This is a genomic window from Amycolatopsis sp. WAC 01376 (assembly GCF_003947415.1).
Taxonomy (GTDB): Bacteria; Actinomycetota; Actinomycetes; order Mycobacteriales; family Pseudonocardiaceae; genus Amycolatopsis.
Genome location: NZ_QHKL01000002.1, coordinates 910,202 through 928,734, shown reverse-complemented (window position 1 = coordinate 928,734; position 18,533 = coordinate 910,202). Strand labels below are relative to the sequence as shown.

Annotated in this window: 15 protein-coding genes and 2 tRNA genes; 6 read left to right on the top strand and 11 right to left on the bottom strand. The window is 65.7% G+C overall.

What is annotated here, in order from left to right; genetic code table 11:
* Positions 1–52: 52 nt before the first annotated feature.
* Both DMH03_RS13700 and DMH03_RS13695 read right to left on the bottom strand, forming a co-directional pair.
* Positions 53–766 (bottom strand): M50 family metallopeptidase, encoded by a 714-nt coding sequence (locus DMH03_RS13700; RefSeq protein ID WP_125792359.1) that lies wholly within the window; start codon positions 764–766, stop codon positions 53–55.
* 35 nt (positions 767–801) lie between these two features.
* Positions 802–1,743 carry a DNA-3-methyladenine glycosylase gene (locus DMH03_RS13695; RefSeq protein ID WP_125792358.1) on the bottom strand — a complete coding sequence of 314 codons (942 nt, stop codon included), beginning with the start codon at positions 1,741–1,743 and terminating at the stop codon, positions 802–804.
* Positions 1,744–1,884: 141 nt separating this feature from the next.
* Here DMH03_RS13695 and DMH03_RS13690 point away from each other — a divergent pair, with 141 nt between their 5' ends.
* The 3 genes from DMH03_RS13690 to DMH03_RS13680 all read left to right on the top strand — a co-directional run bounded on the left by DMH03_RS13690 (position 1,885) and on the right by DMH03_RS13680 (position 4,996).
* Entirely contained in the window at positions 1,885–2,655 is a 771-nt protein-coding gene (locus tag DMH03_RS13690; protein ID WP_125792357.1) for a class I SAM-dependent methyltransferase, read from the top strand.
* Positions 2,652–3,980, top strand: a complete 1,329-nt coding sequence (locus DMH03_RS13685) for a M20 family metallopeptidase (RefSeq protein ID WP_125792356.1) — start codon at positions 2,652–2,654, stop codon at positions 3,978–3,980. The genes DMH03_RS13690 and DMH03_RS13685 overlap by 4 nt, the downstream gene beginning before the upstream one ends.
* 65 nt (positions 3,981–4,045) lie before the next feature.
* Positions 4,046–4,996: a S1C family serine protease gene (locus DMH03_RS13680; RefSeq protein WP_125792355.1), complete on the top strand. Its 951-nt coding sequence runs from the start codon at positions 4,046–4,048 to the stop codon at positions 4,994–4,996.
* An 85-nt stretch (positions 4,997–5,081) separates the two neighbouring features.
* Here the strand turns inward: DMH03_RS13680 and DMH03_RS13675 are convergent, their stop codons facing one another.
* Positions 5,082–5,459: a DUF3224 domain-containing protein gene (locus DMH03_RS13675; RefSeq protein ID WP_125792354.1), complete on the bottom strand. Its 378-nt coding sequence runs from the start codon at positions 5,457–5,459 to the stop codon at positions 5,082–5,084.
* A 47-nt stretch (positions 5,460–5,506) separates the two neighbouring features.
* Entirely contained in the window at positions 5,507–7,039 is a 1,533-nt protein-coding gene (locus DMH03_RS13670; RefSeq protein ID WP_125792923.1) for a helicase HerA-like domain-containing protein, read from the bottom strand.
* 113 nt (positions 7,040–7,152) lie between these two features.
* Here DMH03_RS13670 and orn point away from each other — a divergent pair, with 113 nt between their 5' ends.
* Positions 7,153–7,761, top strand: coding sequence for an oligoribonuclease (gene orn / locus DMH03_RS13665; RefSeq protein ID WP_125792353.1), 609 nt, complete (start codon positions 7,153–7,155; stop codon positions 7,759–7,761).
* Between the two features lie 78 nt (positions 7,762–7,839).
* Positions 7,840–7,915: transfer RNA gene (locus DMH03_RS13660), tRNA-His, on the top strand.
* 386 nt (positions 7,916–8,301) lie between these two features.
* Here DMH03_RS13660 and DMH03_RS13655 read toward each other — a convergent pair.
* On the bottom strand, positions 8,302–9,522 hold the full coding sequence (locus DMH03_RS13655; RefSeq protein WP_199748857.1) for an Ig-like domain-containing protein: 1,221 nt from the start codon (positions 9,520–9,522) through the stop codon (positions 8,302–8,304).
* A 194-nt stretch (positions 9,523–9,716) separates the two neighbouring features.
* Here DMH03_RS13655 and DMH03_RS13650 point away from each other — a divergent pair.
* Positions 9,717–9,789: transfer RNA gene (locus DMH03_RS13650), tRNA-Lys, on the top strand.
* 107 nt (positions 9,790–9,896) lie between these two features.
* On the opposite strand, the gene DMH03_RS13645 is transcribed toward DMH03_RS13650, so the two are convergent.
* From DMH03_RS13645 to DMH03_RS13615, 6 genes are all read right to left on the bottom strand, one after another.
* Positions 9,897–11,213, bottom strand: coding sequence for a site-specific integrase (locus tag DMH03_RS13645; RefSeq protein WP_158633082.1), 1,317 nt, complete (start codon positions 11,211–11,213; stop codon positions 9,897–9,899).
* A gap of 562 nt (positions 11,214–11,775) precedes the next feature.
* Complete coding sequence (locus tag DMH03_RS13635) at positions 11,776–13,449, bottom strand: DUF6119 family protein (protein WP_158633081.1); 1,674 nt, start codon at positions 13,447–13,449, stop codon at positions 11,776–11,778.
* A gap of 734 nt (positions 13,450–14,183) precedes the next feature.
* Positions 14,184–14,768 (bottom strand): hypothetical protein, encoded by a 585-nt coding sequence (locus DMH03_RS13630; RefSeq protein ID WP_125792350.1) that lies wholly within the window; start codon positions 14,766–14,768, stop codon positions 14,184–14,186.
* Positions 14,769–14,864: 96 nt separating this feature from the next.
* Positions 14,865–16,493 (bottom strand): adenylosuccinate synthetase, encoded by a 1,629-nt coding sequence (locus DMH03_RS13625; RefSeq protein ID WP_199748855.1) that lies wholly within the window; start codon positions 16,491–16,493, stop codon positions 14,865–14,867.
* Between the two features lie 49 nt (positions 16,494–16,542).
* Entirely contained in the window at positions 16,543–17,961 is a 1,419-nt protein-coding gene (locus tag DMH03_RS13620; RefSeq protein WP_125792348.1) for an ImmA/IrrE family metallo-endopeptidase, read from the bottom strand.
* Between the two features lie 72 nt (positions 17,962–18,033).
* Positions 18,034–18,504 (bottom strand): MazG nucleotide pyrophosphohydrolase domain-containing protein, encoded by a 471-nt coding sequence (locus tag DMH03_RS13615; protein ID WP_125792347.1) that lies wholly within the window; start codon positions 18,502–18,504, stop codon positions 18,034–18,036.
* Positions 18,505–18,533 lie beyond the last annotated feature (29 nt).

Sequence of the window (18,533 nt, the reverse complement as noted above, 5' to 3'; positions counted from 1 at the left end):
CTGGTGACTCCTTCCGCGCGGAACGAGCCATCAGTCTGCCGTACCGCCCCGGTCAGGCGACGGTCGGCTCCAGCAGCCACAACCCGCCCGCGAAGAGACAGCTCACCGTCAGCACGGCCATCACCAGCACCCACAGCACCGCGGGCATCCCGGTGAGCCTGCCGAGCTGATCGGCGTCGGAATCCCTCGCCGCACCCCGGCGCCGTTTGATCTGCAGCTCGACCACCGGCCGGACGCCGCCGAACAGCAGGAACCAGGTCAGCAGGTAGACGAAGATCGCCTGGAACCACGAGGGCGCCACCAGCGCGACCAGCCCGAGCACCACCGAGCTGGCGACCACGGTGAACACGCCGTAGGTGTTGCGCACCATCACCAGCACGCCCAGCAGCATCAGCGCCATCACCACCAGCACGACGGTGATCAGGTCCGACGAGAGCAGCCCCGCGAACACCAGCCCGAGCACGGCGGCCGCCGGGTACCCGGCCAGCGCGGTGAACGCCATGCCCGGCCCCTCCGGTTTGCCACGGGAGACGGTGACCCCGGAGGTGTCCGAGTGCAGCTTGATGCCCTGCAGCCGACGGCCGACCAGCACCGCCGCCACCGCGTGACCCGCCTCATGGACGAGCGTGATCAGGTTGCGGGCGATCCGCCAAGGCCTGCCCGAGAGCACCACGAGCAGGGCGAGACCACCGGTGACCAGGGTGATCGTGCCGGGCGGGGTGGACTGGGCGATGTCGGAAAACGTTTCGGCGGGAGACGCGCTCACCGCACCAGCTCACCACAAGCCGGATATGTCCTGTGTCAGGCGGTCATCGAACCCCCGATCTCGCGCGTGCGAAACTCCCGGTCGTTGCGCAGGGTGAAGGCCACCCAGCTGCGGAACGGCCGCCACACCGCGGACAGCTCCTCCAGCTCCTCGGGCGGCGCCATCGGCAGGTCGTACGCGGCCCGCATGGCCTCCTGCAACCGGGGTTCGCCCGCAGGGAAGACGTCCGGATGCCCGGCGCCCCGGATCAGGATCAGTTGCGCCGAGAACGGTCCGATCCCCGGCAACCGCTGCAACCAGCGCAGCGCGTCCGGGACCGGCATCGCACGCAGATACGCGGCGTCGAGCAGACCGTCCTTGGCGGCGTTGGCCACCGCGCGCAACCGCTCGGCCTTCACCTCCGGCAGGCCACGCCCGGCCTCGGGCCCGGCCAGCACGTCCGGGGCCGGGAACGACCTGAGGATCTTCCCGCCGACGTCCACCGGCCTGCCGAACTCCTCGGCGAGCCGTCGTTTCACCGTGGCGGCCTGCGACATCCGCGCGCGGTGACTCAGGATCGCCCAGCAGGCCGCTTCGTAGGGCGAATGGAACAGCACGGGCCGCAACCCGGGGAACGTCTGCTGCAGGCGGCGCACCACGGGATCCGCGGCGCCGATCTTGGCGAAGCCGACGCCGTCGACGTCCACCGAAAGGATCCGGCGTACCTGGGCGCCGACCTCGACGGCGAGACCTTCCTCGGCGAAGACCTCCACCTCGATCGAGCCGGGCGATCTCTGTCTGACGGCCGCGCCGACGTGCACCCAGCCCGCTTCGGCGGGAAAGGCGAAGCGCAGGGTGCCGGGTTCGGCGGCGGCGTCCGCGCGGCACGCGGGCGGGAAGTCGGTCAGGAACCGGATGGACTTGTCGAGGTCGAACGGGCCGCGCACCGGGATGCGAAGCGTGGTCGTGGCGGTGTGCTGCAGGATCGAGCCGGTCATTTCGGGCTCCTTCGGCTGGGGAACGGCGACTCCCTCCGACGTTAGAGATGGCCACCGACAGTTTCGGGTCGCGGCGGCGGGAATGTCGCGAACGGGCCGGTCATGGCAGATTCTCCGGTGAAGACCGTGAAGGGAGCAGCCATGCCGGACCATCGCGAACGTCTCGAAAGCCTGCTGCGGCCGGGCACCACACCCACCGCCACTCCGAAGGATTTCCTTGACCTGCTGGGAGAAATCCCGCAGGCGGGGCCGCCGACCGGACTCGCGCAGCGGCTGATGCGCACCTCCGCGGTGCCGATGATCTATGAGCGGTACTGGCGCCCGACGCTGGGCAGGGTCGCGAAAGGACTGAACGGCCCGACCATGGCGGACGAGGTCCGTATCGCGATCGAAGCGCTCGGCCTGCGTCCCGGCCAGGTCTCACTGGACGTCGCGTGCGGCACCGGCCGGTTCACGCGTGCCTTCGGCGAAGCGGTGGGCCCGGACGGGCTGTCCATCGGACTCGACGGTTCGGTCACGATGCTGGAAAAGGCGCTCTCCGCTCCGAATCCGCCGACGGTGGCCTATCTTCGCGCCGACGCCGTCGACCTGCCGCTCGATGATTCCACTGTGGACGCCGTCTGCTGCTTCGCCGCGCTGCACATGTTCGCCGATCCGGACGCGGCGCTGGATTCGTTCGCCCGCGTGCTGAAACCCGGCGGCTCACTGGTGATGCTGACCAGTGCCCGGCACAGCGATCAGCCGATGCGGCTGGCGGACACCGTCCTCGGCAGGCTGAGCGGGCAGCGGATGTTCGACCGCGGTGAGATCGCGGCGAAACTGCTCCGGCGCGGCTTCGACCACGTCGACGAGCGGTACTCCGGTGTCACGCAGATCGTCACGGCGGAGCTAGGAGTTAACATCCGGAAATGATCCGCTCTGAGCACGCTTCGCCGATTCCCCCCGACGACGGCTACCTCCGTTCGCTGGTCGAAGCGACCGCGGGCGCCGTCGCCGCGGCCGACCCCCTCGGCTCGCCCCACGACGGCGCGGACGCCGCCACGCGAGACGCCGTCAGCACCGAGATCCGCGCGCTGACGGCGGAACTGGTGGGGCTGAGCCAAGACCTGCACGCTCATCCCGAAGAGGGTTTCGCCGAGCACCGCTCGGTCCGGGCACTCGCGGACCTGCTCCAGCGGCACGGCCACGAGGTGACGATCGGCGCGGGCGGACTGGACACCGCCTTGGTCGCGACCACCCCCGGCAGCGGTCCGCACATCGCCGTCCTCTCCGAGTACGACGCCCTTCCCGGGCTCGGCCACGGCTGCGGGCACAACGTCATCTGCACCGCGGGCGCGGGCGGCTTCCTGGGCGCGGCGGCGGTCGCCGAACGGCTGGGCGGCCGGGTCTCACTGATCGGCACGCCGGCGGAGGAAGGCGGTGGCGGCAAGGAGACGATGGCCCGCGCGGGCGTTTTCGACGACGTCGACGCCGTGGTCATGCTGCATCCGTTCAGCCACGACATCGCCATGCACCCGTTCCTCGGCAGGCGGCAGCTGGAAATGGTGTTCCACGGGGTCGGCGCGCACGCCTCGGCTCAGCCGTTCATGGGCCGCAACGCGCTCGACGCCGCCGTCGCGGCCTATCAGGGCGTCGCGGCTCTTCGGCAGCATCTGCCCTCCAGCGACCGCGTCCACGGCGTCTTCACCGACGGTGGCGCGCGGCCGAACGTCGTCCCCGAACGCGCTGCGCTGCTGTTCTACCTCCGCTCCGCGCAACCGGACACGCTGCGCGACCTCGCCGAGCGGGTTTCGGCGATCGCGCGCGGCGCGGCGGAGATGACCGGTTGCGGGGTCGAACTGAAGTGGGACGCCCAGCCCGCGTATCTGCCGATCCGGTTCAACACCACCCTCGCCGGACGCTGGTCGGTGCATCAGGTCGACGCCGGCCGCAAACCGCTGCCGCCGGGGATCGTGCCCGAATTCCTCACCGGCTCGACCGATCTCGGCAACCTCTCCTACCGGATGCCGGCGATCCACCCGATGATCGCCATCGCCGGACCGACGACCGCCTTGCACACCAAGGAGTTCGCGGCCGCGGCCGGTTCGCCGGACGGCGATCGCGCGGTCGTCGACGGCGCACTGGGGCTGGCGCTGACCGCCGTCGACTACCTGGCCGACGCGAACCTCCGCGCCGCGGTGCACGAGGAGTTCGAGGCATCGGGCGGAGCGTTGGACGTGCCGGCTTTCTTCGACTGAGATTCTCAGGAAAGCCCTGGGGTTTTCCACAGGCGGCTCACAAGTACGGGCGCGAATCTTGTTCCATGACCGAGAACGAGAGTCGGCCCGGCCCCGCCTCCACCGGTGGGCCCCAGCCGCCGCACCAGCAGCAGTACCCCGGCTACACCCCTTGGCAGGCCGCGCCGAATCCGCTCTTCACCCCGCAGCCTCCCGCACCCCGTAAGAAGGGCGGCCGGGTCGCCGTCCTCGTCACCGCGACGGCGCTCGCCGCCGCACTCTTCGGCGGGGTCGGCGGAGCGGCGATCGTGGGGCTCGGCTCCACGTCGTCGGCATCGGGCACGGGTTCGTCCGCGGTCGCCAACGGGCAACTGGTCGGGAACAACACTTCGGGTGACGTCAGCGGCGTCGCCGCGAAGGTGACCCCGAGCGTCGTCCAGGTGAACGTGACCACCGCGCAGGGTGAGGCCGTCGGCTCCGGCGTCATCCTGACGGCGGACGGGCGCATCCTCACCAACGCCCACGTGGTCGCCGACGCCCAGGGCGACGTGACCGTCACGCTGTCGGACGGAAAGCAGTACAAGGCGAGCGTGGTCGGCGCCGACACGAAGGCCGACATCGCCGTGCTCCAGGCGAAGGACGCGAGCGGCCTGACGCCGGCTTCACTCGGCGATTCGAGCAAGCTTTCCGTCGGCCAGCAGGTCGTCGCGATCGGCTCGCCCGGCGGGCTGCAGAACACCGTGACCACCGGGATCGTGAGCGCCCTGAACCGCAAGCTCGACGAGTTGAGCAGTGGCCAGGAACGGCGTTCGCCCTACAGCAGGACCACGAACGAAGCCGGGCCGAGCTACACCGCGATCCAGACCGACGCACCGATCAACCAGGGCAACTCGGGCGGGGCGCTGGTGGACGCGCAGGGGAACGTCATCGGCATCAACTCGGCGCTGTACAACCCGGCCTCGACCGGCAGCATCGGGATCGGCTTCGCGATCCCCATCAACGATGCCAAGAAGATCGTCGATCAGATCGTCGGCTGACCCTGCCGTCTGGACCGCGTCAGGGGGCGGCCCAGCCGGTGAGCGCGTGAAGGACTCCTTCGGGGGAGGAGTCCTTCACGCGCGTTCAGAGTTCGTAGGTGAGGGTGAAGGTGTGGTTGCCCTCGTCGTCCTTGACGATCTCCGCCGTTCCGGTGAGGCCCGCCAGTTCACCGTGACCGGAGCCAGGCAGGACGATCAGGTGGTGGCCGTTCTCCCCCGCCGAGTGATGCAGGACGAAGCCACCCTTACGCCCGTCGACGGTGACGGCCAACCGCTCGAAGGCGACGTACGCCGACGACGTCCCGTTCACCGCCGTCAGCATCTCCACGGCGCTGGTCCCTTCGACGTCACCGGTGAACGTCTTGGTCAGCAACACCCGGGAGAACTCGGTGCTTTCGGGCTTGTCGGTGGCTTGCGGCTCCCAGCCGTCCACAGTGAACGACGCTGTCGCGGTGTTGGTCATGCCGTGCAGCCTGCCGGACATACCTGACAGAACGCGTCAGGTATTCCTCATCGCCTCCGGTTCCCGAACAAACCGCGGGTGATCTCCCGTCCGAGCGCGCTCGCCGCCGAGCGGAAGAACGACTTCACCGCCGGATTCTTCATCGCCTGCTCGACCATGCCCGGGCTCTCCTTCTCCGGTTTCGGCGCCGGGGGCGCTTCCGCCGGGGGCGGAGCCTCACCGGCAGGCGGTACGGCCACCTTCGCGGCGAGCTTCTCGTAAGCCGACTCGCGGTCGATCGTCTCGGCGTACTTCGCGTGCAGATCCGAAGACGTCGTCGCCGCGGCGATGGCCTCGGCGCCGATGGACCCCATCTTCGACCGCGGCGCGCGCAGGCGTGTCCACGCGACCGGCGTCGGCGCGCCCCGCTCGGAAAGCACCGTGACGATCGCTTCGCCGATACCGAGCGACGTCAGCGCCGAGTCCAGCTCGTAGTGCTTCGTCTTCGGGTACGTCTTCACGGTCTTCGTCAGCGCCGCCTGATCCTCGGGCGTGAACGCACGCAACGCGTGCTGCACCCGCGCGCCCAGCTGGGACAGGACGTTGTTCGGGATGTCCGTCGGGAGCTGCGTGCAGAAGAACACGCCGACCCCCTTGGAGCGGATCAGCTTCACGGTCTGCTCGATGCGTTCCAGGAACGCCTTCGACGCGTCGTTGAACAACAGGTGCGCCTCGTCGAAGAAGAACACCAGCTTCGGCTTGTCGAGGTCACCCTCTTCGGGCAGTTCCTCGAACAACTCGGCCAGCAGCCACATGAGGAACGTCGAGAACAGCGCGGGCTTCGACTGGAGGTTGTCCAGCTCCAGCAAGGTCACCATCGCCTTGCCGTCGACCTCGCGCATCAGATCGTGGACGTCTAGCTCGGGCTCTCCGAAGAAGTCCTCGCCGCCCTGAGCCTCCAGATTGGACAGCGACCGGAGGATCACCCCGGCCGTCGCGGCCGAAACGCCGCCGATGCCCTTGAGGTCCTCCTTGCCCTCGTCACTCGTGAGATGCGTGATGACCGAGCGGAGGTCCTTCGTGTCCAGCAGCGCCAACCCGCGCTGATCGGCCCAGTGGAAGATCAGGCCGAGCGTCGACTCCTGGGTTTCGTTGAGCCCCAGCACCTTCGACAGCAGGATCGGGCCGAAACTCGTGATCGTCGCCCGGATCGGCGACCCCTTGCCGCCGGTGCCCAGCGACAGGAACTGAACGGGGAACGCGGCGGGCTCCCAGGAATCACCCAGTTCCTCCGCGCGTTTGGCGACCTTGTCGTTGCCCTCGCCCTGCGCGGCGAGCCCCGACAGGTCCCCCTTCACGTCCGCCAGCACCACCGGCACACCCGCGGCCGACAACTGTTCGGCGATCAGCTGCAAGGTCTTCGTCTTGCCGGTACCGGTCGCGCCGGCGACCAGCCCGTGCCGGTTCAGCGTCGCCAGCGGCAGCCGGACCGCGGCGCCGGCGTCGGCCTTGCCGTCGATCACGACGGCGCCGAGTTCGACCGCCGGACCCTCGCTGACGTACCCCTGCGCGATCTCCTGGGCTGGACCCTGTTCGGCCACTGTCGCTCCCCTGGTCTGTGACATGACTCACCTGAGGGTGCACACGCTGCCAGCAACGCGCCGAACCCGCACGTCGCGCGCCACGAATCCCCGGGTCGGGTTAGGGTTCCGGGGTGAACGACCGCCTAGTCTGGATCGACTGCGAGATGACGGGGCTCGACCTCGGCAAGGACGCGTTGATCGAAATAGCCGCGCTGGTGACCGACGCCGAGCTCAACGTCCTCGGCGAAGGCGTCGACATCGTCATCCACGCCGACGACGAAGCCCTCGACGGCATGCCGGAGGTCGTCCGCGAAATGCACGCCCGCTCCGGCCTCACCGAAGAGGTCCGGCACTCCACGGTCACCATGGAAGAAGCCGAGCAGCGGGTCCTCGAGTACATCCGCGCACACGTGCCCGAGGCCAACGTCGCCCCGCTCGCCGGCAACTCCATCGCCACCGACCGCGGCTTCATCACCCGCGACATGCCCCTTCTCGACGCGCACCTGCACTACCGCATGGTCGACGTCTCCTCGGTGAAGGAACTCGTCCGGCGCTGGTACCCGCGGATCTACTACGCCAAGCCCGAGAAGGGCCTCGCGCACCGCGCGCTCGCCGACATCAAGGAATCCATCTGGGAGCTCGACTACTACCGTCGCGCCGCCTTCGTCCCGCAGCCCGGCCCGACCACCGAACAGGCCAAGGCCGCGGCCGCTGAAGTGCAGGAACGCCACCAACGGTAACCCGTTGCGAGCCCCGGAAACCGGCGCGCTAATATAGTGCGGCCGAGGTGATGGGGAAGCTTCCCGAGCCCGGCGATGGTGGGCGTAGCTCAGCTGGTAGAGCACCTGGTTGTGGTCCAGGAGGTCGCGGGTTCGAAACCCGTCGCTCACCCCATCACCCCAGTTTGGCCGGTACTTCCGCCAGGCTGGGGTTTCGCTTTTTCGGGGGTCCGGTAACACGGCGTGGCGCTCACGCGAGTTCAGGAAGGAACTCGCGCGGAGGATGCCATGAGACGGTGGCCGTGACGGTGAGCCGCCCAAGCCCGCGAAGACGGCCACATCGGCCAAGAAGTCACCGTGGCGCTGCGAACCCGGCTACCCGAACTGCACGAAGGCCCAGTCTCAGAAGTACCTCGCCGAACTCGAGTACCAGAAGTGCCGCTACAAGACCAGCGGCGAGACGCAATGGGAGTACCTCTACGGCACCCTGCCGCCCGGAACGCCATGAGGGGTCCTGTCAGGACTGATTCCGTCCTGACAGGACCCCTCATGACAAACGGGTCAGTTCCGGTCGCCGCCGGTCTTCCAGTCGTCCCAGGACATCTGCCACACCGACCAGCCGTCGGTCGGCTCCAGCACCTGCGGGCCCGAGTTGGTGACGGTGATGATGTCACCCTTCTTCGAAGTTTCCATCAGCCACTGGGCGTTCTCGGTCGACAGGTTGATGCAGCCGTGGCTCACGTTCCGCTTGCCCTGCGAACCGACCGACCACGGCGCCGAGTGGTAGAAGATGCCGCTGTTCGACATCCGCACCGCGTACTTCACGAACGTCCGGTAGCCGGCTTTGCTGTCCGTCGGCACGCCGTAGGTGCTCGAGTCCATCGTGTACCCGGTGTGCTCGCTCATCACCGTGTAGGTCCCGGCCGGGGTGCTGCTCGACGGCTTGCCCATCGAGATCGGCATCTGCTTGACCTCTTGGTCGTTCACCACGACCTTCATCTGGTGGGTGCCGCCGTCCGCAGTCGCGACCAGCTTGTCGCCGACGACCACCTTGGCAGGCTTGTCCTCGCGGCCGAAGGTGTTGTTGCCGAGGTTCTTGCCGTAGATCGCCGCGTTGACCGAGATCTTCGTGCCAGCCTTGAAGTACTCCTTGGGCCGCCACATCACGGTCTTCTCGCCGAACCAGTGGAACGCGCCCTCGGCCTGCGGCTCGGTGACGATCTTCAGCGCCTTCTCGGCCGCCGCCTTGTCCGGCACGTTGGCGGTGAAGGTGAAGATCAACGGCAGCCCGACGCCGACGGTCTCGCCTTCGACCAGGTTGATCGAGACACCGATCTGACGGCCCGGCTTGGCCGTGGAGAACGTCGAGGTGGAGGTGACCGGCTTGCCGTCGGTCCCGGTCGCGGCCGCGGTGACGGTGTAGGTCTTGCCGTAGCCGAGCGGCTCCGCCGACTCCCAGCCCGAACCGTCTTCCTTCGGCTTGCCCGCGACGACCTTGCCGTCGGCGCCGGTCAGTTTGACCTCGCCCACCTTGCCGTCGGCGACAGCCACCACGACCGGCTCACCGGGCGCCACGTTCGCCGCGCCCTGCGCCGGCGTCAGCGTCACCACGGCGGCCTTCGGCTCCGGCGCGGGCGCTCCACTCTGCTGCGAGCCGCCGGGAGCACCACCCTGAGACGGCGATTCACCCGACGGTGTACTGCTGCAGGCGGCCAGTGTGAACCCGGCCACCAAAGCCACCACAGCCACCCGCGACCGCCCCGTCGCTCCCCAGACCCTCATGCACACCGCCCGTTTCGCGTGGTACCAACCCCAACGTCTGGCTATAGTCTGCCTGACCGGCCGCAACGCCCGCGGCCGGATGGCCGAATACGTCCCGGCCCGTCGCAAGGGGACCCCCCTGAAACGGGCCCCAGCAACCCTGTGTTAATGTTTTCCACGTCGCCGAGGGGAACACCAAAGCGGCGGACAAGCAGGCGCCATTAGCTCAATTGGCAGAGCAGCTGGCTCTTAACCAGCGGGTTCGGGGTTCGAGTCCCTGATGGCGCACAGTAAGAAATCAAAGCCCACCAACGGTTTTATCCCGGATTTCCGGGTACCGTCGGTGGGCTTTGATCGTATGTGCAGCCTGGGTGCAGCCGACGTGTCACCCCGATTCAGTCACCGACCGCCACCAGCCGCGCCCGCGGTGACCCACCGCGCTGCCGGGGCACCACCACCTGGTTGATCTTGGCGCCACGCTGGTACCCGGCGCGCCGGACAAGCGCCGCCGTCGCATCCGCCGCCTGCTGCGCCAGGCAGGGCAGGACGCTGGTGTAGGTGTCGGCGGTGAGCACAATGCTGGAATGCCCCAGCAGGGCCTGCACCACCCGCAGCTCGTTACCCGCCGCGAGCGACAGCGTGGCCGCGCCGTGCCGCAGGTCATGGAACCTGATCGGCGGCAGATCGGCCTCGCCAACCAGCCTCCGGAAGGTATGTGAGACGTAACTCGGACTCCACGGCCGACCCTGATCATGGGAGAAGACCCAATCCCCATCCGGGTCGCGCCGGGCGAGCCGGCGCAACAGCGACGTCGTACCGCGGTCCAACGCAATGGTTCGGCAGCTGGCGTCGGTCTTGGGCAGGCAAACGCCCCGGCCATCTCGTTCAACGAGCTGCCGCACCACCGACACCGTCCGGTTCGCCAGATCGACATCGCACCACCGCAGGCCGACCACCTCCCCGCGCCGCAGCCCCAGCAGCGCCGCCACGTGATACAGCGGGTACAGCGGATGATCCCGGACATGCTCGAGGAACCTCGCGGTCTGTTCCGCCGTCCATACCGCGACCGGAGGATGTTCCCCCGTCCTGCGCCACAGCTCGACCCTGCCGTCTGTCCACACCACGGCACGAGGGCGACGCGCTGACGGCAACTCCACCCAGCGTGCCGGGTTGCTCGTGATCAATCCACGCCGGACCGCACCGTTGAGCGCAGCTCGCAACACCTCACGAATCCGCTGCACCGTGGTCGGCGACAGCGGCCTCGACCGCACCTCGTTGGCCCGCAACAACGCAGTGAAGGCGGCTTGCACCTTGCCAATGCTCAATTCCGACACTGTGAGCCCGCCCAGCTGCGGCTGCAGATAGTCCCTGATCAACTGTCCATAAAGCCGCCTTGTCGACGGCCGCAGCGTGTTCCTGGTCGCCAGCCACACATCCAGCCACTGACCCACCGTCACCAAAGCCCGCCCAGGATCCACGTCATCACCCAGCCAGAACCCCCGCGCACGTTCCGCCGCGGCCCGAGAAGCAAAGCCGCCGCGCTGCAACCGACAACGGCGACCGTCCCGGCCGGCCGCCAACTCAACCGTGAAATACCACCGCCCATGGCCGCGCTCGCTCAGCCTCGGACAATGCAAACCCCACCGCCGACCATCAGCCGGATTGGCACACCCGCACCGCTTGAACACCCGTCCACCGGATCGCTTCGCCATGATTCCTCCGTCCACCGAGAACACTGACTCACCAACGATGCGCGCACTTGGACGAAGACTCCATCTAAGCCGCCTATGGCAGACTCCAGCGAACCGGGCGCCGTCGCCGAAACGGGGCGGCGCAGATCCGAAGCAATGTGTTGCGCGACTATCGCACGACGAATCTCGCCCATGCCCGCCGCGCATCCGAGAAACCGGTTCGCGCCGGTTTCAACACCGGACGGCGCCCTACGGCTATCGGGGCGAGCGTATGAGGATCGCCCCTGGGACTCGAAGGCCGCGCCGGCGACCCGGCTCGGATCGAGCCCGTCGTCGCTAGCAGAAGTATCAACAACGACGACTGCGTAGAAGTGTTTCTTTGCCCCGAAAACATACTCGCTCGTGACACCAAGACCCGCGAACACGGGCACTGGAATTCTCCACGACCACGTGGCGCGCAAACCTCGACTATCTCCGAGGCTTCCGCGGCGTAGCCGACTAGCGTTCATCGAATCCGGCAGCACGTCACCGCGATGTGCTGCCTTCTCCAGACAGACCATACTTCGCAGATCTTAACGTTCCGTTAGGGTTTCAGCGTGCCCTTCTTCGATGCTCGCGGCTTAGCCGGTTTCTTGGTCTTCGGTTTGGGTGGCTGCGGCGGCGACACGTCTTTGACGAAGCCGAAGCTCACCGGCACACCCATCACCCGGCGCAGGACTCTGACATTGCGGGCCAGGCTGATGCGCGAGAACAACGGCAGGTTCAGCGCCTTCCAGTCGGGGTCCTTCGCCGTGATGATCGCGAACACCACCTCATAGTCGCCGTCCTCGACCGAAGCGACCAGGGCGTCTATGTCGTCGGTGCTCTTCCTCTTCTCCCGCAGGCATTTGATCAGCCTGCCTGGCGCATCGTCGTCGCTCTTGAGCAGCTCCACGGAGTTCGCACCCTGATTGAACAGGTGGCTGAGCTGACTCGATGCGGTGGAAATCTTCACATGGATCAACACTGCATGGCCGCCGATAACGGTGAACACGTCGCAAGGCTCGATCTGAGTCTGCCCTTTCCGGCTCACGTTCGTCTTGTCCAAACATACGAACCCTGCTTTTGTGCCAATCTCCTCGTTGTAGTCGGCCTCCAGGTGGTGCTTGCAGTCATCGAGGAACGCCAGCTCCGACCAGAACGGGTCCAGCCTGGTCCGCAACCGGTTGACATAGTCGCGGTCAACCTCATACCAGTTGCCCTCGTTCAGGTAGAACGCCGCGTCGCTGCCCGGCAGGCTGGTGTCGAACAGCAGCGACTTGAACACCGGGTGGCTGTCCCGGGCGTCACCGTGCTCGTTTACCAGGTGCAGCCGGTGCGCCTTGAGCTGCTCGACGGTCAACGCCGACACCGCGACGCCGTTGGCGGCCAGATAGTCGTAGTAGTGCTCAATCGCCACATCCGAGCACAGGTCGCCACCACCGCAGCCGCTGAACGTCGCGTACATGCTGTCACTATCGTGGCCGTAGTCGATCATGTCGGGCACGGCCAGGTAGATGTTGTCCGCCTGGACGCGGATCTGCTGCTGCAACTGGCGGTTCAACGCCGACACGTGGGCGGGGTCGCGTACCGGGACGATCTTCTGGATGTCAGGGAACGACTCCATGTAGGACTCGTCGGCATACAGGACAAGCATCCGCTCGCACAGATCCGTCAAGTCCGCCGACGTGACCGGGGTGCTCACCCTCAGGCTGCTCGCCCCGGTGGCGTGCTTGACCACATCGGCGTATTCGTCCTTGACCTTACCGGTGATGCTCTTCAACACCGAGCTGTCCTGGTCGAAGTCGAAGTAGGTCAGCTCGGTCTCGATTGCGTGCTGAGTGCGCTGCCGTCGCGCCGAGCCTGGCTCCAACGTGTCGGTGTTCTTCAGCTTCTGCGGGTCCACACAGTTCAGGGTGACCTTGATCCCGAAGTCGTACTCGTAGGACTCGTCGCGCAGATTGTGCGAGACATGGCCGAATGCGAGTACGCACACCCGCCCGGCGATTGGCACGAATACCAACGCACCCTTGCTCGCCTGAAAGAGCTCCCGCTGCACCCCGAAGTACGACTTCCACCATGGCGGTCGAGCCGGACCATCCAACACGAACAACGTCGCCCCAACGGGCAAATTGCTCGCCGGAACCGACTCGATCAACGGGTTGTCGTCCTTCAGCGCGGTCGTCGCGTCGAATCCATCCTTCAACAAAAAGATCGAAAACGCCCTGCTTCGCGCCACGATTCGCCTCCACTCCGCCACCGAGCACGATCACCACACAATTCGCTCGCCACAACATGGCTGCTACAAGCAGTGATAGAACGAGACTCAACCGTGACTGACAACCAACCTCCTCTCAGCAACAGATTCGCAGGTGAAGCGCATCTCACGTCACGCGACGCCGCCCGCATAGCCGTGGCTCGACCGCAACTCGCTGTCACTCACCTTGCCCAGTACGACTGCGAACACCAGAGCGAGCATGGGTGGGCCAGCATTTCCATCGGCCGCGCACGCCAGGACTCACGAACTCGCCCCATCGATTCCCATACATCCCGACAACGTCCGCCACACGGCTGACATCGTCCTGCGACCGCGGGCGGTCTTCGGGCTCCGCGTTCGCTCTACGGGCGTTTACTTCGGCCGTTGGGGCTTCGCAGAGGGCCTCGACTTGTCGGGGCGTCAAACCCGCGGAGGACAAACTTTCCAGCCCGCACGGCCAAACCTGTTCCTTCCTCCGCCACTCAGTCTATCCAGGCCGCCAGAAGACTTCGCCTTCTCCCACACGTGGACCACCACGGCAGCGGCGGCGACCGCCGAGACCGTCCTGGGCCAGCGTCTGATCGCAATGCAAGTCGTGCGCCGCCGAGTTCAACCCTGCAGACGGGACCCACCTATGAGTCCCGCAGAACAACTCGACAGACAGAGCGTCGCAGACGTAGCAACCAACGCGTAGACGAGATATTTTACCTCAAAGCCTATGCGTTTTTCTGACATAGAGTTTCCACAGGCGAACCATTTTTCCAGCGTTCGACGCGAATTGTGAAATCCCTAATGTCAGGCACCGAATACGGCACGGTCAGCTCAACGACCGGGTCAACACGAGTGCGGCGACGCTTTTCAACCCACTCATCATAGGGATAGTCTGCCAGGTCTACGAACACGCCGACACCTCGCGGAGGCGAGTTTGGCACATGCATGCTGCCTGTATTGTACGGCGCCAGCTGAACCTGGTCGCCGTAGCGAGCGATCAACTCCGCCGTGTCAACGTGCAGGACAGTCTGCTGCTTGTGGCGATATTGCCTAGCGTTGAGAAGCTTCTGCAGTCTTTCGATATTCAACCAGAAGAAAACCCTGCCGTTGAGCGCGTCGAGAAACTGCAGTGGCGACGTACCGGGAAGCAGACACTGGTCCAAAAACTTCAGCGGGAGCTGATCACGAATTACCGAACGACCGTATTGCGAACTCTCGATGGTTACACTCTTCTTACGAACCCTGGTGAGGATCGCTTCTGCAGTGTCGGCATCAGGCTCATAGAGATCGACCAGCGCCTTGGTGCTCAACAGCCCACGCTCGCGTATCGATGGCCAGGTCCCGTTCTCCGCCATGTGATACACGATGGGATATCGAGCTATAAGGTCATCAGCAAGCATCTGGAGTCACCACCGCCGTCGATCGATTACACTCCGTACATCAAACCGAGTTCCGAGCAACGAGGCCGGCACACCGGCCACCCGCTCCACCTCTTCCACGAACTCGATCGTTGACGGTGTCAGTTGCTCATACCGCCTTGCCTCTCGGTTTCGCACGTCGAGGTAGTCCGTGAACGTCAGCGCGACATCGGTGGCGCCGTTAAGTTCGGCAGCACGACGCAAGAGATCCCAATCGAATTCCGCGACACGACGCTGGTTGTGACTCACCGAGCCTTTCTCCTGACGCAGAAGTTCGTCTAGCGGAACTTGGGATCTCACGGCGATGTCCTGCCAGCTGATCTCCTGCGACATCGGACCTGAAGTCGCTCCTTCGGGGTTCTTCACTCGAATGGGGTATGTGCGTGCGACGATCACGGTGCGGCGGAGACGGTGGGATCCGATGCCGGCTTCCGCGAGAGTTCCCGCGGTCGTGGTGTCGCGACTGGTTACATGCGGGTAGTGACCATGGAAGATGCTCAACGCCGTCCCCTGCGTTCCTTCGAGCAACACCCTCTGGCCACGAGCGAACGCTCGATCGAGGACGTCGAAACTCGGCTTCAAGTACGGCCTGAGCTCCGGTGTGTCGCGCGCCAGCCGGACGGGCGTCGATACCCCGTCTGCGTTTCGCCCCAGGATACGGCGAGCAGCTGCCGCACCTCCGCCTTTTCCAGTCGACCCTATTCCGGTGACGAGTCTCTGTTCCGTGTCCAGGTCCTCCTGCTCGATGATCATCGCTTGTGGATCGATGAACAGTCGGTCGACGTCGACCGAGCATTCGGCGATCTCTTTCAGCAGGAGGTCGCCATCTAGTGTCGCGCCCGGTCCGATCACGATCGCCGCGTCCATGTTGGACTGGGTTCCGGATGGCAAGAGACGGTGAGTGTAAGGCGTGGGAAGGGGGACCTTGTGTCCTGCGTTCGGCCCCCCGACCCTCATCAGGACATCGTATTCTGGGGCGAGGTAGAAGGCGATGTTCCCCTTACCTTCGCTGCCGTACTGAGCACCTATCAGAACATCTACAAGGCGGTCATCGCGCGAGGCGTAGAGACCGAGGCCGGCAGCGACACGAGTCGCCACGTCTCGTACCGAGTTCCGATCAGTGTCGATCACCAAGTCGGCATCAGCCTCTAGATCTGATACCGCAGCTTCTGTCCGGTTGCTGGCAACCTCGTCGTACGAAGCCAGTTCGACCATGCCACTGCTGTTCCCTCGATCGAGGTATCGTTTCGCCAGGACGCCATGCGGTGCCTTCAAATGAACGTGCGTAACGCGGGCACCAAACGCCTCGCGCAACCGCTCAACCTGCCTGTGCTCACGAACCGCGTCGATGATCACGAGCTCGGACGGCGAGACAGAACGGGTAGCCTCGTCGAGGCTCCTCGCGACACCTTCGGCGACCCAGCCTCCCTGGGTCTGCTGGTCCAGCCGATCCCCGTACTCCTGAAATGCGCGCCGTTCGGCCGCCAGGCCATCACCGTAAGCGAGCGCGTGTTCTTCCATGAGGTCGTGAGTTCGGATGTGCAGGGCCTCGTGCAGCTGGGCGATCCGTGCGGCCAGAGTCGACTTTCCGGCCCCCACCGGACCGCTGATGACCACGAGTCTGCTCGGCACAGTCATCGCAGGCGCCCACGTAGTTCGGAGCTGGTCATACATCACGCTCGGTGGGCTGCGATGGCATCGTATAGACGACTACGCGCAGACCAGCTTTTACCAGAGTGCCCTCAATGGCTTTGCCGATCTCGTCCCAACGTCCGCCAGCCTGGCCCGCACCGATGCGTGGGAGGTGGATGGCCACCCCTCTTTTTGCACCGTACTGAGCCACAGCGTAGAGGCCTTGCCGCAACGCTCCGTAGTCCAAACGAGTTGACACACCTGGTCCATATCCGCGCTGTGCGACGATGCTAGCCAGGAAGATCTCCTTCTCTCCTACCTGCAGGGCAGCAAAGTGGACATTGCCCAGGGTCAAGTTGTCCGGGTCAGCGATCGCCCATGAACGGAACGCCCGAGCCGCATCCGGGAACCGCCGCGTCAGTGACGCTGCGACACCACGCCGCCCCCACGTTCGCGCCGAGTCGGTGACAACGTGCGCTATAAGGACAGGATCGGCACTGTTGTCGAGTTCGCTGACATCGCCCGTACGACGTTCGAACCGCTGTTCTGGTTGGGCGGCCGACTCCGGTTCCACCAGAGCCAACACGCGTGGCAGCACTCGTCCTGGGTACGGCGGTATCCCTACTGCTTGGACACGCAGCGCCTGGCCGTCGATCGATTCGGCACCACGGCTCGTCTGTCCGACCGCGAGACAGTTGCTCAGCACACTGGTGACAGGGACGTGAACCCGCTGCCGGATCCGCGGCGCGAAGCGAACCGAGGGTACGAAGTACTCGACGGTCAGCTCCGACTCCGGCCGATCCTGGATCCGAGATGCCGCTACCAATCCCAACTCGCGATCCGACACCGTCGTGAGCCTTCGCAGGAGAGCCTCAGTCGACACGTCGAACCTGCGTCGTTGCTCCATGATGAAATCGATGTCCGGATCTACGTCGATGAGGCCTGACACGGCCTCCTCCGGCATCAACAGCTCGGCGGCGATCAAATTGCACAGCAACTCGAGCTGCCAAGCGTCGTCGACGGCATAGCCCGGCAGCGCACCGGTGCTCGTCCGGTGTCTGACCGTGTCAGCCACGTCGGGGAACAAGCCGTGGGCGATCTCGTGGGCAACGCTGTAGCGAAGACGGCCACGGGGTCGGGTCGGGTTGTACTCGACGACAAGCGGGGCAGATGAGCCGATGAACTCACGCAGTGGACTCCGCGGGGTCGACCTGACCCCGACGGTATCGGCGCGGATCCGGGCATCTGAGACGTCCGCCCGAGCGCGCAATGACAGTCCGAGCAGCTCCGCCAGCGCGAAGGGGTCAAATGGAGGCCCGTCGAGGCCTTCCGTTACTGCGGCCGCGGTGACCTGCTTCGCGAGCTGCCCCGCTACCTCGAGTGGGTCCGCTCCGTTCGCCAGACGCAGCACTGAGGGGTTGGTCCACCCGGTGCCTGCATCCGTCGAAGGCATTCACCGACTATAGCGACGTAGCCCCAGGCGACCAGTCATTCAGAGGACGAAGAACCACCACATCGGGTGATTTCACTTCAAGCTCGGCTTGTCCGTCGACGGCAACGCGACAGGAAGAGCGCCTTGACGAGAGAGAACGCCAGCCATGTCTGGCGGACTGTACGACGATGACTTCAGAACCTTGCCGTCCGACCGGAAGATCGGCTGTCCGTGCTCGTCCAGCTTGCTCATGTTGGACCGGTGAATCTCGGCGAGCACTGCGTCCAAGTCGATTCCGTAGGTCAATGCCGCGCCGTACGCGACGTAGACGATGTCTCCGAGCGCGTCCGCGAGAGCGAACAGGTCCTCGCGTTTGGTGGCGTCGGCGAACTCACCTACCTCTTCGACGAGCAAGTCCACCCTGAGTTTGGCCAGCTCGTCCCCTACCTCCACAGTCGGCTTCGCGGTCATCGGAAGCCGGAACACGCTGTGGAACTCTGCGACAGCTCGCGAGGCGAAACTATGCTGAGCTTCGGGGGGCGTTCCCTCGTTCGGCCGAATCATGCGGGACACCTTGCCACACCTGTGAACCG

Coding starts and splice junctions, on each gene's coding strand:
- DMH03_RS13690 (WP_125792357.1), top strand. CDS start 1,885: ATGCCGGACCATCGCGAACGTCTCGAAAGCCTGCTGCGGCCGGGCACC.
- DMH03_RS13620 (WP_125792348.1), bottom strand. CDS start 17,961: ATGCCTTCGACGGATGCAGGCACCGGGTGGACCAACCCCTCAGTGCTG.
- DMH03_RS13645 (WP_158633082.1), bottom strand. CDS start 11,213: ATGGCGAAGCGATCCGGTGGACGGGTGTTCAAGCGGTGCGGGTGTGCC.
- DMH03_RS13655 (WP_199748857.1), bottom strand. CDS start 9,522: ATGAGGGTCTGGGGAGCGACGGGGCGGTCGCGGGTGGCTGTGGTGGCT.
- DMH03_RS13685 (WP_125792356.1), top strand. CDS start 2,652: ATGATCCGCTCTGAGCACGCTTCGCCGATTCCCCCCGACGACGGCTAC.
- DMH03_RS13675 (WP_125792354.1), bottom strand. CDS start 5,459: ATGACCAACACCGCGACAGCGTCGTTCACTGTGGACGGCTGGGAGCCG.
- DMH03_RS13680 (WP_125792355.1), top strand. CDS start 4,046: ATGACCGAGAACGAGAGTCGGCCCGGCCCCGCCTCCACCGGTGGGCCC.
- DMH03_RS13695 (WP_125792358.1), bottom strand. CDS start 1,743: ATGACCGGCTCGATCCTGCAGCACACCGCCACGACCACGCTTCGCATC.
- DMH03_RS13615 (WP_125792347.1), bottom strand. CDS start 18,504: ATGATTCGGCCGAACGAGGGAACGCCCCCCGAAGCTCAGCATAGTTTC.